Genomic DNA, 13,480 nt, shown 5'->3' on the forward strand with positions numbered 1-13,480 from the left:
CGAATACCTCGTCCCTCACCTTTGAGGGAGCCGAGGACAACCAAAGGAGTATGAGCATGACTTCGTCAGATAAGCTTCGTTATACGAGGATTCCAACTCATCAATCCGGGACGATTCCCGCGGTGGGATTCGGCACACTCATTCCGGATCCGCTCGTGACAAGGCAGGCCACCAAGGCAGCATTGGAGGCCGGATTTCGACATCTTGATTGCGCGGAGCGCTATCGCAACGAGGAAGCGGTCGGCGATGCGCTGCAGGAGACGTTCAAGGCGGGGACGCTTCAGCGCAATGACCTGTTCGTTACGACAAAGCTATGGAACACCAATCATCGGCCGGAACGGGTCAGGCCTGCCTTCGACGCCAGTCGCCGGCGGCTGCACCTCGACGAGATCGATTGCTACATCATCCATACGCCCTTCGCCTTTCAACCCGGCGACGAGCAGGACCCGAGGGATGAACACGGTCGAGTTATCTATGATTCAGGGGTTACGCTGGCGGAGACGTGGGGGGCGCTGGAACGCCTTGTCGACGAGGGGCATTGCAAGTCGATCGGCCTGTCGGACATCACCCTGGAGAAGTTGCGCGAGATCGTTGCGGTCGCACGGATCAGGCCCGCCATGGTGCAAGTCGAAGCGCATCCGTATCTACCCGAATGGGACCTGCTCGACTTCTGTCGAGAGCACGGGATTGTGTTGCAGGCGTTTGCAGCGCTCGGGCACGCGATGAAGCCGAACGTCCTGGCCGATCCGGTGATCACTGCCATCGCGGAGCGTTTGCACAAGACACCGGCTCAAATTGCGCTGGCGTGGGCCGTCCAGCGCGGCACCGCTTTCCTGACGACTTCGACCAATCCCCGGCGCATCCAGGAAAACTTCGATATTTCAGCCTTGCCCGAAGACGCCATGCGAGAGATGAGGGACCAGATCACGACAAACATCAGGTTCAACACGGTCGTCGAGACCGGCGTGCCCGGATTCATCCCGCGGGCTGGATGAATAGGTGCCGGTCAGCCGACTCGTCAAGCCCGGAGCTGCTCGATCAAATCGTGGGCGCTGCGGATCTCTGCGATGCCGGCGCCCTCGGTGAAGGGCCCGCATGCGCGTTCCAGAATTGCCAAGGCTGCCGTGGTCTGGCCAGCCCCAATCATGAACCGCGCCAGGCTGACCGTGCTTCGCAGCTCCCAGAAGCGCGCGCCTTGCTGGACGGCAATGTCCATGGCCTCGCGAAAGTGCGCCTCGGCCTCTTCTGAATGCCGCGTGCTCCTGAGCATCAACTCTCCCTTGATGCGGATCAGCTCCGGCAGATACCAGAGCTCTTGCCGGTCGTTGCAGCGGGTCAGGACGTCCTCGATCACGTCGAGCCCGCGATCGACCTGGTCGGCTTCTCCGGAACACGCGGCGAGCTCGCCGAGCAGGGGCAGAAAGCGTGGCAGGAAGCGTGCATCGCCGGCGCGATTGAGCTCCTCGCGCAGCAGTGGCAGGCCGGTCGAGTCGCCGCGTCTGACCATGACTGCGGCGTTGAAGGCCCTTGCCCACAGGCCCCACAGCCGGATGGCGTGGCGCTCGGTGTGCTCGAGCAGCTCGGCGCCGTGACGCTGCGCGGCCTCGAAATCGCCGGACCAGAAGGCGATCGGGCAGGCGGCCTGTCCGAGCACGCTGCAGAAGGTCAGCGCGTGACCATTGGCGCGGCCTTCCTCGATGTTCCTGGCCGTGAGGGCCTGAGCCTGATCGGCGAGGCCCTGAAGCCACAGGATGCGAGCCCGAAAATATTGCGTCGAGATTCTCAGATCGAGCGGAAAGATTTTCGGCTTCTCCGCCAATACATGCAGCGATGCACTGACCCGCTCGATGCGTAGCCGAGCCTCGTTCTGATCCCCGAGATAATGCAGCGCCACGGCCATCAGCCGGTCGCCCAGCATGACATCGGTCTTGTCGGGCGAGTTCGCAGCCGCGTTCGCAAAACGATCGGCGAGCGCACGGGCCTTGCCGAACTGTCCGTTGTTGAACTGGTCGATGCACAAGCCCCAGAGCGCGCGCAGCCTAAAGTCCTTGTCGTCGAGCCTGTCAGCAAGCTCAAGGGTCGTCTCGAGGATCGGCCGCGCCTCGCGCGCGCGGCCCTCGCCATACATCAGCGACCAGCCGAGCGCCGACAGCAGCTGCATGCGGATGCGGTCGTCGTCGGCGGTGTCTCCGAGCGCTGCGAGCGCCGTTCTGCTGCGCTCACGGCATTCCGCGAAAAGCGAAAGACGCACCCACAGCGTGACCGCGGCCGCCGTCAGCGCGATACCGAGTTTCGCCTCGCCGTCGGGCCCGAAGGCCCAGTCCAACGCCGCGCGCACATTGTCCAGCTCCGCGCCATAGATGCTCAGCCATTCGGGCAGCGGCGTCGAAATATCGGCCTCGGCGCGCTCGAACAAATCGCGAAAGTGCTCGGCATGACGCCGCGCGAACTGCCTGGCTTCGCCGAGCTCGTTGAGTTTTCCGTATGCATAGGTGCGCGTGGTGTCGAGCAGCCGATAGCGCAGCGTCCGCGAGCCGGACGGCGAAATCAGCGACTTGGTCACCAGGCTGTCGATTGCTTCGAGAGTCTCGGATGCGTTGAGGCCGTCACCGGACGCGATGGCCGCAGCTGCCTCCGGCGCGAACGGCCCGGCAAAGACCGACAGGCGTCGCAGCGTGGCGCTCTCCGCGACGGGCAGAAGGTCGTAGCTCCAATCGAGCGCCGCGGCGAGTGTCTGGTGCCGCGGCACGGCGGTGCGCCGGCCGCGCCATTGCAGCGAAAAGCGGCTGTCGAGCAAAGATGCCGTGCCGGCGATGCCGTAGGCATTGACGCGGCCCGCCGCGAGCTCGATCGCCAGCGCGATGCCGTCGAGGCGCCGGCAGATGCTCGCGACGAGGGGCGCCTCCTCTGCACTGAGCTGGAACGGGCCCGAGCTCTGCGCAATGCGGTCCACAAAGAGTTGAGCCGCGGGATAGGCAAGGACCTCGTCGACAGCAAGCCCTTCGCGCTCGGGCGGACAATCCAGCGGGAACAGCCGGAAAATCCGCTCGCCTTCGCTGCGGAACGATTCGCGGCTGGTTGCGAGAACACGAAGCTGCGGTGCCTCGCGAACGATGTGCTCGACAAGCGGCGCCAATTGATCCAACACATGTTCGCAACTGTCGAAGATCAGCAGGGCCGGGCCGGTCTTCAGAAACGTCAGCAGGGCCGGCGTCGGATCTTCCGCGCTGATGGTCAGTCCGAGCGCCGAAGCAATGGTGGTCGCGATGTGACTGGCATCCCTCAGCGGACCGAAATCGACAAAGAAGACTCGCCCGTCGAAATCCTGGGAACGGCGATGCCCGACGGTGACGGCGACCGAGGTCTTGCCGATGCCGCCCGGGCCGACGACGGTCATGAAGCGATAGAGCGAAAGTCCGTTCGAGATCTTCTCGATGACATCTTCCCGGCCGACCATCCTTGTGAGCTGAGCGGGCAGGGAGCGGGGAGGGGCGGCTTCGGCCGAAAGCGGGGCGGCCGGCGGAGCTGCTTGAGCGAAAGAGGCGACAAAGCAATAGCCGCGGCCGGGCACGTTGACGACGTAACGGGCCGACTTGCCGGTGTCGCCGAGCGCCTTGCGCAGCGCCGCGACGTGGAAGCGCAGGCTGCCCTCGTCGACATTGACGCCGGCCCAGATGCGCTTGACCAGCTCTCTCTTGTCGACGACTTCTCCGGGGCGTCCGGCAAGGAAGATGAGAATGTCGAGCGCGCGGCCGCCGACATGAAGCGGCGAGCCCTCCTTCTCCAAGAGCCGTGACTTCGGAAACAGTCGAAATGGCCCAAAGGAAATGGCCGAGTCTTCGCTACGATCTGGCACGCGCCATCGCCCCCTCGAAGGGAGTCAAAAGGTATTACTTTTTGGTCTACCAGAACGAGGCGTACAGTAAACTGGTCGAAAGCAGTGGGCAGGGCTGGCAGCCCTGCGTGGACGGCTTGGGTCGGCTCGCTCACCGAATAATGCTTGGAAAGTAAAGAGTTAGGCCGACGTGACAATGCGATGACACCGGGGTTTGTCCGGATGGAGCATTGACTGTGGTGCCGGATTGCTGCGATGGCATGGTCCGGGAGCCGGTCCCGCCACGACATTGACTGCCGACTTCCGGAATTTGCAGCATGACCTCTTTCACGCGGCGACAATTCGTGCACGCGTTGACAAGCGCGGCGGCGCTCACCGCGCTTCCCCGCAACGGACAAGCCGCCGACTATCCGTCTCGTCCCATTCGCCTGGTGATTCCCTACGGAGCCGGCGGATCGGGCGACCAGATCGCGCGCCCCTGGGTGGACAGGATGCCGTCGCTGCTGGGGCCGACCTTCGTCGAATATATCGGCGGCGCGGGCGGTGCCATCGGGACCGCGGCGGTCGCGCGCGAGGAGCCCGACGGCTATTCGCTGCTGCTCGGCAACGGCAGCACGCAGGTCATCATTCCCATGACGTCGGCGAATCCCGGATATTCCGTTAGCGATTTCCGCGCCATCTACCGCCTGATCAACAGCGCGCTGGTTTTCGCCATCAATCCTTCGGTGCCCGCCGCAAACCTGCGCGAGTTGATCACCTATGCGAAAGCCAATCCGGGAAAGCTGTCCTATGGCACGCCTGGGATTGCCACCGGAAACCATCTGGTCGGCGAATCCTTCAAGCAGCAGGCCGGCGCGCTGGACATCGTCCACGTGCCCTATCGGGGCATCGCGCAGGCGACCAACGATCTCGTCAGCGGCCAGATATCGCTCGTCATTGCCGTCATGTCCGTTCAATTGCAGCAGTTGGCTCAAGCGGGGAAAGTCAGACTGCTGGCGGTCACCACCGAAACGCGGCTGAGCGGCGCGCCCGAGATCCCGACCGCCGTCGAATCCGGCATGCCTGGCATCCGGTACGAGGGCTGGTTCGGTCTGTTCGCACCCAAGGACACCGGCGATGCGATCATCGACCGGATCGCGCAGGCGACGCGGCTCGCCATGGCCGAACCGGCGCTTCTGGCGAGCTATCGCGCCCAGGGCATGGAGCCGGATAACGATTCAAGCCCGGACAAATTCCAGCGCATCGTCGAGGCCACATCCGCAAGCCTCGCGCCCCTGATCAAATCGATCGGGCTGAGCAATTTGTGAGGCCGCTCAGCCGTCGGCGCGCGTAACAATGCGCGCCGTCAGCGTGACGAGGCCCATCAGCGCCGCCAGGAGCCAGAACGCGACCGGCAATCCGCCAAAGCGTGCGACGAAGCCGACACCGGCGGGGCCGACGAGAACGCCGGCGTAGCCGGCGGTCGTGATCGCCGCGACAGCGAGTCCCGTGGGCATCACCGTCTGCCTCGCCGCTCGACGGAACAGCACCGGCACGAGGTTCGATGCGCCGAGGCCGATGAGCAGGAAGCCGGCCACAGCCACCGCCACGACGGGGGCGGTGAGCAGGACCACGAAACCCGCGATCGCAATCAGGCTGCCCCAGAACAATGTGGTGCGGTCTCCGATGCGCGCCACGACGGCGTCGCCGCCGAGCCGCCCGATCGTCATCGCGACCGAGAACACGATATAGCCGATCCCGCCTTGCGCCTCGGAAACGAGGCCCGCGCCGATGACGAGCAACGCGCCCCAATCGAGCATCGCGCCTTCGACCAGGAAGGTGATGGCGCAAAGCAGTGCGAGCAGGAGCACGGCGCCATGCGGCAGCACGAACAGCGGTCCCTCCTGCACCTGCACGGAGCGAAGCAGCCGCGGCCAGGCCACCAGCATCGCGATCAGCATCAGGACGGAGCAGATTAGCGTGCAAGCGAGCGCGCTGAGTTGCAGCGAGAGCAGTGCGGTCATCAGCGCGGCCCCGGCGAAGCCGCCGATGCTGAACAGCGCGTGGAAGCCGGACATCAGCGGACGTCCCGCGGCGCGCTCCACCTCCAGCGCGTGGATGTTCATGGCGACGTCGATGGAACCGAGCGCGGCGCCGAATGCGAGGAGTGCCAGCGCCAGCGTCGCGGGCGAGCTCGCGATTGTCAGCAGAGGCAGGACCAAGGCAAGACCGAGCCCGCCCGCAATGATGATCGGCTTGCTGCCATAGCGCGCGCTCAGCACGCCGGTCAGAACCATCGCGATGACCGAGCCGATGCCAAGGCTGAGCAGAAGCAGTCCGAGGATGCCGTCGTCGACGGCGAGCCGCGCCTTCGCGAACGGCACCAGCGGTGCCCAGCACGCGATGCCGAAGCCCGCGACGAGGAAGGCAAGCCTGGTCGCAAGGCGTGTCGCTGGCCTGTCGGCAGAAGACATGGGAACTCCGGGGAGGGAATTAGGGCGGGGCGATCGACAAGCCGCGCAATTGTTGCGTCTTTATGTCCACGGCGGACTCGAATTGTCGCAGGCGGCCCCTGGGCGGACGGAACGCCAGTGCGAACCAAGGAGTGAGCTCCTGTAGCCCGGGTGAGCGAAGCGATACCCGGGACCGCTGCGAGAGTCCCGGATGTCGCTTTGCTCATCCGGGCTACAAGACTTGCCGTCGGGCAAAACACCCGCCAGCCCGTCAACCCCTTCCTACAAATATATTCCACTTTACCGAAATTCGGTTTTGGCGTATGTGTGGCCCACCCCGGCTCATCCTTGAGGGGCGATCTTGTGGTCGTCACGTTCGCGAGCCGGGCTTGCGGTGGACGCGGCAGCGTTCGGGTGCGAGGAGTCGGGCAGGGCGGATTGCTCTCCGTGAGCCCAAGGCTTCGTTCCGACGAGCGGCGCTGCTAGGCTTCGTCTCGTCTGTAAGTTTCCGGCTCCGTCGACAGGGCTGGGAATACTGCGGCGAAATGGCGAGCCGTGCGTACGGCAAAACCGTGTGGTCCTGGCCGTCGTTGCTACGGTCAAGTTCTTGCGGATGCGGCATCGGCGTCAACCGGCGCGGTGTCGGCGACTTCTGTGAGGGCGAGGGAGGCCAAAGGGAACTCGGCTCCCGGGAGAGCACGGCATAAGCCGTCCAACCATCGCGCAGGGAAGGCCGAGTGATTGGCTACACCTGTATGCTGCTGTGCGGTTTTCCTGCGTGTGCTTTTCGCGCAGCGGACCGCGGGTGCCAGCCGGCACCCGGCCTTCCCTGCGCCCTCTTGGCTTTGAGGGTGGAATGACGAAGCAAAGCTCGGGCGAAACGCGCCGCGAGAAGGCGAAGGCGTGTCTGCGGCTACACACTCCCTGTCATCGCCCGGCTTGACCGGGCGATCCAGTATTCCGAGACAGTTATGATTGAACCGAGAAGCCGCGGCGTACTGGATTCCCCGCTTTCGCGGGGAATGACAGTGGTGCTGGGAGGACGAAGCCGTCGCCTCATACTCCGTCATTGCGAGCGCAGCGAAGCAATCCAGTCTGCCGCCGCGGAGGGATTCTGGATTGCTTCGCTACGCTCGCAATGACGATGGGGGAGAGAGTGGGGGCGGCACGCCGTTCTAGCCTGCCAAGATCCTCCGGCAAGCGTCGACGAATACCTGGGCCCCGGTGACGATGTCGGCATCGGCGGTGTTCTCGGTCCAGTGATGGCTGATGCCGCCGATCGACGGTACGAACAGCATGCCCGCGGGCATGATTGTCGCCAGCATCTGCGCGTCGTGGCCGGCGCCGCTGGGCATGCGGATGGAGCGGCCGCCGGCCAGATCCTTGCTCGCGGCCTCGATCGCGTCCTGGATGCCCGCGTTCATCATGGCCGGCGCGCCGGTGCGCAGTTTTTCTACGGTGACGGTGCAGGGGCCTTTCGCGCTGACCTCGTCCGCCATCGTGCGCAGAAATTCCTCCAGCCGCGCGATGACGGAAGGATCGTCGTCGCGGATCTGGAACAACATCTCGGCACCACCTGGAATGATGCTCGGCGCGCCGGGATCGAGCGTGATGCGGCCGGTGGTCCAGACCGTGCGCGGGCCGCAGCTCTCGGGAAAACGCGCGTCGATGGCGACGCAGAACTTTGCCAGCGCCAGCCCGGCATCCTTCCGTGCAGCCATGCGGGTGGTGCCGGCGTGATTCTGCTCACCGACGAAATTGATCTGGTATTGCCAAATGCCGACGATGGAGGTGACGACGCCGACCGCAAGGCGACCGCTTTCGAGCGTGTCGCCCTGCTCGATATGCGCTTCCAGATATCCGACATGCCGGCCCGGCTCCGCGGCGATGCGCGGTCGTCCTGCGAGCCCCATGTCGGCGAGTGCGTCCCGCATGGTGCGGCCGCTGGTACGGTCGCATGCGGCATCGATGTCGGCCTCGGTCACTTGCCCGACATAGGAGCGCGACCCGAGGAAATGTCCAAAGTGTCCTTCCTCGTCGCACCAGGCGGCAAGTTCGACCGCACCTTCGAGCGAGGGATCAGCATTGAGCACGCGCGCCGCTTCGAGCGCGTAGACGACACCGAGCGGGCCGTCGAGCCAGCCGGCGTAGTTCTGGCTTTCGAGATGCGATCCCGCCAGCAGCTTGGGTCCCGCCTTTGCGCTGGTGCCGAAGACATTGCCGATGCCGTCGATCGCGGCGGAGAGGCCCGCGTCGGGCAGCTTCCGCACCAACCAATCCAGCGAAAGCTTGTGCGCCTCGGAGAAGGTCGGCTTGTGCACGCCGGTCTTGTAGGCGCCGATGGCACGGAGCGCATTGAGATCGGCGAGAACGCGCATCCCGTTTGCGCGTGACAAAGTGTCAGGCATGTTCGGCAACCTTCAACGCTTCGGTGCGGATCTCCTCGACCAGCCGTTCCTTCAACTGGACGAATTCGGGCGTGGTCTTGATCTTGTAGGAGCGCGGATGCGGCAGGTCCACATTGATCTCGGCCTTGATGCGGCCGGGGCGTGCGCTCATGACGATGACGCGGCTGCCGAGGAAGATCGCTTCCTCGATGTCGTGGGTCACGAACAGCACGGTCTTCTGGTCGCGCTCCCAGATCGCGAGCAGCATTTCCTGCATCAAGGCGCGCGTCTGGTTGTCGAGCGCGCCGAAGGGCTCGTCGAGCAGCAGGATCTTGGGATCATTGGCGAGCGCGCGTGCGATCGCGGTGCGCTGCTGCATGCCACCGGAGAGCTGCTTTGGCCAATGGTTCTCAAAGCCGGACAGGCCGACCTGGCGGATGAAAGCGTCGGCGATCTTGTTTCGCTCCGCCTCGGACACGCCACGCTCGCGCAGCCCGAAGGCGATGTTCTCGCGCACGGTCAGCCAGGGAAACAGCGTGTAGGACTGGAACACCATGCCGCGGTCGGCGCCCGGGCCGGTGACCTCGCGTCCATCGAGCACCACACGTCCGCCGGTCGGGCGGTCGAGGCCGGCGACGATGCGAAGCAGCGTGGACTTGCCGCAGCCGGAAGGGCCAAGGATGGTGACGAAGTCGTTGTTGCCGATCACAAGATCGGTCGGCTCCAGTGCCCTGGTCGGGGCGTTGCCGTGGCGCGCGGGAAAGGTTCGCGAGACCTGTTCGATCTTGAGGATCGTCATGCGAGCCTCCAGGGAAACAGCCAAGCGTTGAACGCCTTGAACAGGAAGTCCGAGACCAGGCCGATTAGCCCGATCACGATGATGCCGAAGATGATCTGGCCGGTATTGAGCAGCGCCTGGCTGTCGGTGATCATGTGGCCGATACCGGAGGAGGAGCCGATCAGCTCGGCGACGATGACATAGGTCCAGGCCCAGCCCAGCACCAGCCGCAGGATCTCGGCGATCTCAGGCGCGGAGGAGGGCAACAGCACGCGGCGGATGATGCCGCGGTCGCTGGCCCCCAGCGTATAGGCCGCCTCGACCAGGTCGCGCCGCGTCGTGCCGACGGTGACCGCGATCATCAGGATGATCTGGAACACCGAGCCGATGAAGATGACGAGCAGCTTCTGCAGCTCGCCGATGCCGGCCCACAGGATCAGGAGGGGAATGAAGGCGGAAGCCGGCAAATAGCGCGCAAAGGAGACAAACGGTTCGAGGAACGCCTCGACCGGCTTGTATGCGCCCATCAGCACGCCGAACGGCACGGCGATGATGGCGGCCAGTACGAAGCCGCCGACGACGCGCCAGATCGTCATGCCGATGTCGAACAGGAAGCCCTGTTTGATGATCAGATCGACGCCTTCCTGCACCATGGTCAGCGGGTTGGCGAGGAACACTTTCGACACGTGGCCGCCGAAGGTCGCCCAGGACCACAGGGCAACGAACACTACGAAGAACGCAAGGCCGTAAGCCACGCGCTGCCTTGACGTCACGGGATCGAGGGGACGCATCTAAATTTCTATCCGGGCGGTGAACAAGTTTACCGGTCCCGTCGCGAGACGGGGCCGGCGGCTCCTGGCAGATTTACTTGATGTAGCTGGCGTCGAAGAGATCCTCGACCTTCGGCGCGGCCTTGATGATGCCGATCTCCAGCAGGAGGTCGGCGGCTTCCTTGTTGAAGGTCAGGAAATCGCCGGCGAAGAATTTCTGGTTCGCGGCCTTGTCCTGCCAGCGCAGATACTTTGCCGAGTTGCCGAACGCCTCGCCGCTCTGCTTCACGTCGGCGCCCATGATCTCGTAGGCTTTGGCCTGGTCCTTGGCGATCATGTCGAGGGCCTCGAAATAGCTGTCGGCGAGCGCCTTGGCGGCCTTCGGGTTCTCGCTGAGGAATTTCGGCGTGCAGCCGAACGTGTCCATGACCATCGGATAGTCGAGCGTGGTCGCAATGATCTTGCCCTTGTCGGGTGCGGCACGAACCGTCGACAGATACGGCTCATAGGTCATGGCGGCATCGTTCTGGCCGGAGACGAAGGCCTGCGCGGCGGCGGCCGGCTCGAGGTTCACGACCGTGACGTCCTTCACCGACAGGCCGTTCTTCTTGAGCATCCAGGCCAGTGCGAAATAGGGCGAGGTACCGGGCGCGGAAGCCGCAACCGTCTTGCCCTTCAGATCCTTGATCGCGGCGAGCTCGTTGCGCGCGGCCATGCCGTCGGCACCAAAGCTCTTGTCGAGCTGGAAGATCTGCTTGGTCGCGACGCCGTTGGCGTTCCAGGAGATCCAGGTCTCGACGGTCGTTGCCGCGCACTGGACGTCACCGGAGGCGATCGCGAGATGGCGGTCCTTCTGCGGAATCTTCTTGATGGTGACGTCGAGGCCGTTCTTCTTGAAGATGCCGGCTTCTTTCGCCAGCGTCAGCGGCGCGAAGCCGGTCCATCCGGAGATGCCGACGCCGACCTTGACGTCGTCGGCGAGCACCGGGGTGGAAGCTGCGAGGGCAATGATTGTCGCAAAAACTTTCGAACTACGCATGATTGTCGTCCTCTTGCCGATCGATGGATTGACGTCCTGTTGATCTTGGTCGGTCCTCCTGGACCCTTGCCCGAAGCGTTGCACGATTTGTGCCGACACGTCCTCTCAGCCTCCCTTGAATCGGGCAACAAGGCGGTGAGAGTCACCGGGATAGAGCAGCCGCACCGCGGTGATGGTGCGCGCGCTGCGCCAGGTATAGCGGTCGATCACGAGGCAGGGTGCGCCGACGGCGATGTCGAGCGCTTCCGCCGTGCGATCGTCCGCGACGATGGCGCTGATCGTATGCTCGGCCTCTGTCCATGGAACATGGTGAAGCAGCCACGAGCCGGGCGGCTCACGCGAAAAATCCGCGGTCGCCGCATCCGGCACCGACGCGAGATCGATCAGCCTGTCCTCGACGGCGAAAGGAACGTTGTCGGCGCTGTGGCGGCAGGTGATCGCGACCACCTTGCCGGCCTTCTTGACACCGAGGCGGTCACGGTCGGCCGCCGTCGCGGCGCGGAGCTTGCGACCGATCAGCTCGTAGCTGTAAGCGCGCCCGAGCGCGGTGATCTCGGCGCGCATGTCGGCGATCTTGAGCACGGCGGACTGATGTTGCGGCCGGCGGACGAAGGAGCCGGCACGTCGCCGCCGCTCGATCAGGTCGGCTTGCGCGAGCTCCGACAGCGCCTTGTTCACGGTCATGCGCGAGCAGCCGTAACGCGCCACCAGTTCGTGCTCGAATGGGATGCGATGCCCGGGCGGCCACTCGCCGGTCAGAATGCGCTTCTCGATATCGGCGCGAATCCGTTTGTAGAGCGTAGGCTGGTCGGTCGTATCAGTGGCGAGGCTCATGCAACGAGCCTCCGCACCGATGCGTTGAAGCGTTCGCGCGCGGCCTGGCGCAGTCTGTGCCGGCCGCCTTCGACGACCTTGTCGCCGCCGGCCCAGACGCAATCGATCGCACCGCTGCCAGCAGCAAAGATCCAGCCGTCGATGGCGGCGTCGCGCGCGCGTCCCGCCAGCGAGGGATGCGTGATGTCGAGCGTGACGATGTCAGCGCGCGCACCTGGCGTGAGACCGACGGACGTCTGTCCCAGTGCCCACGCGCCGCCTGCAAACGCATGATCGAACAGGGCGCGTCCCGTCGAGCGGCCTGCACCAGCAGAAAGCACGTTGCGCTCGCGGTGCTTGAGCCTTTGGCCATATTCGAGCTGGCGCAGCTCGTCGGCGACGCCGACCAGCACGTTGGAATCCGTGCCGATGCCAAAGGCGCCGCCGGCACCGACGAATTCGCGGGCCGGGAAAATGCCATCACCAAGGCTTGCCTCGGTGATGGGGCAGAGTCCGGCGACCGCGCCGGTCTTGGCGAATGCAGTGACTTCTTCATCCGTCGTATGGGTCGCGTGGATGAGGCACCAGCGTTGGTCGACGGGCGCGTGCTCCAGCAGCCATTGCACCGGACGTCGTCCGGACCAAGCCAGGCAATCCTCGACTTCCTTCACCTGCTCGGCGGCATGAATGTGCACCGGTCCGCCGTTCGCGAGCGGAATGATCGCTGCAAGCTCGCCCGGCGTCACAGCGCGCAAGCTGTGCGGCGCGACGCCGATGTTGGAATCCGGCAATGTTGCGAGCGCCTTGCGCGAGGCGCCCACCAGCGCGGCGAACTGATCAACCGTGCAGATGAAGCGGCGCTGGCCGGCATGCGGTGCTGTGCCCCCGAAGCCACCATGCGCATAAAAACTCGGCAGCAGCGTCAGCGCAATACCCGAGGCCTCTGCGGCCTGCGCGATGCGCGCGGCCATTTCGCCGATGTCGGCGTAGGGCGAGCCGTCGCGATCATGATGCAGATAATGGAATTCGCCGACGCGGGTGAAACCCTGCTCCAGCATCTCGACATAAAGCAGTGTCGCGACCGCTGCGACGTCGTCGGGCGTCATCGCCAGCGCGAAGCGATACATCGTCTCGCGCCAGGTCCAGAAGGTATCGGTGCTGTCGCCGCGCAGCTCCGCGAGACCCGCCATGCCGCGCTGGAACGCGTGGCTGTGCAAGCTCGCAAGTCCCGGAAGCGCGATTTCGTGGCGTTCGTCGCCGGTGGCCAGGGCCACGCCCGGCGTCACCTCGGCGATCGCGCCGGCGGTGATCACCACCTGCACGTCATTGGCCCAGCCCGAAGGCAGGAGCGCGGAGGCGAAATGCAGTCGTGTCATGTTTCCATGCCGGCTGGACAGAACCGCGACACGATTATATGTCTAGACAT

Annotated in this window: 10 protein-coding genes; 2 read left to right on the top strand and 8 right to left on the bottom strand. The window is 64.7% G+C overall.

What is annotated here, in order from left to right:
* The first annotated feature begins 56 nt into the window (after positions 1-56).
* On the top strand, positions 57-995 hold the full coding sequence (locus ACVIN2_RS32815; protein WP_456768767.1) for an aldo/keto reductase: 939 nt from the start codon (positions 57-59) through the stop codon (positions 993-995).
* A gap of 23 nt (positions 996-1,018) precedes the next feature.
* Here ACVIN2_RS32815 and ACVIN2_RS32820 read toward each other — a convergent pair whose 3' ends face one another.
* Complete coding sequence (locus tag ACVIN2_RS32820; RefSeq protein WP_456768768.1) at positions 1,019-3,856, bottom strand: ATP-binding protein; 2,838 nt, start codon at positions 3,854-3,856, stop codon at positions 1,019-1,021.
* 296 nt (positions 3,857-4,152) lie between these two features.
* Between ACVIN2_RS32820 and ACVIN2_RS32825 the strand changes: the two genes are divergently transcribed.
* On the top strand, positions 4,153-5,142 hold the full coding sequence (locus ACVIN2_RS32825; RefSeq protein ID WP_456768769.1) for a Bug family tripartite tricarboxylate transporter substrate binding protein: 990 nt from the start codon (positions 4,153-4,155) through the stop codon (positions 5,140-5,142).
* 6 nt (positions 5,143-5,148) lie between these two features.
* Here the strand turns inward: ACVIN2_RS32825 and ACVIN2_RS32830 are convergent, their stop codons facing one another.
* The 7 genes from ACVIN2_RS32830 to ACVIN2_RS32860 form a co-directional block, all read right to left on the bottom strand.
* Positions 5,149-6,288 carry an MFS transporter gene (locus ACVIN2_RS32830; protein ID WP_456768770.1) on the bottom strand — a complete coding sequence of 380 codons (1,140 nt, stop codon included), beginning with the start codon at positions 6,286-6,288 and terminating at the stop codon, positions 5,149-5,151.
* A 1,154-nt stretch (positions 6,289-7,442) separates the two neighbouring features.
* On the bottom strand, positions 7,443-8,675 hold the full coding sequence (locus ACVIN2_RS32835; protein WP_456768771.1) for a hydantoinase/carbamoylase family amidase: 1,233 nt from the start codon (positions 8,673-8,675) through the stop codon (positions 7,443-7,445).
* The gene (locus ACVIN2_RS32840; protein ID WP_456768772.1) at positions 8,668-9,453 is read right to left on the bottom strand and encodes an ABC transporter ATP-binding protein; all 786 of its coding nucleotides are present in this window, start codon (positions 9,451-9,453) and stop codon (positions 8,668-8,670) included. The genes ACVIN2_RS32835 and ACVIN2_RS32840 overlap by 8 nt, the downstream gene beginning before the upstream one ends.
* Positions 9,450-10,223: an ABC transporter permease gene (locus tag ACVIN2_RS32845; protein WP_007601313.1), complete on the bottom strand. Its 774-nt coding sequence runs from the start codon at positions 10,221-10,223 to the stop codon at positions 9,450-9,452. The genes ACVIN2_RS32840 and ACVIN2_RS32845 overlap by 4 nt, the downstream gene beginning before the upstream one ends.
* 73 nt (positions 10,224-10,296) lie before the next feature.
* On the bottom strand, positions 10,297-11,241 hold the full coding sequence (locus ACVIN2_RS32850) for an ABC transporter substrate-binding protein (protein ID WP_456768773.1): 945 nt from the start codon (positions 11,239-11,241) through the stop codon (positions 10,297-10,299).
* Between the two features lie 105 nt (positions 11,242-11,346).
* Positions 11,347-12,075, bottom strand: coding sequence for a histidine utilization repressor (hutC, locus tag ACVIN2_RS32855; RefSeq protein ID WP_456768774.1), 729 nt, complete (start codon positions 12,073-12,075; stop codon positions 11,347-11,349).
* Positions 12,072-13,430: a formimidoylglutamate deiminase gene (locus ACVIN2_RS32860; RefSeq protein ID WP_456768775.1), complete on the bottom strand. Its 1,359-nt coding sequence runs from the start codon at positions 13,428-13,430 to the stop codon at positions 12,072-12,074. The genes hutC and ACVIN2_RS32860 overlap by 4 nt, the downstream gene beginning before the upstream one ends.
* Positions 13,431-13,480 lie beyond the last annotated feature (50 nt).

It is taken from the genome of Bradyrhizobium sp. USDA 3650 (assembly GCF_054057395.1).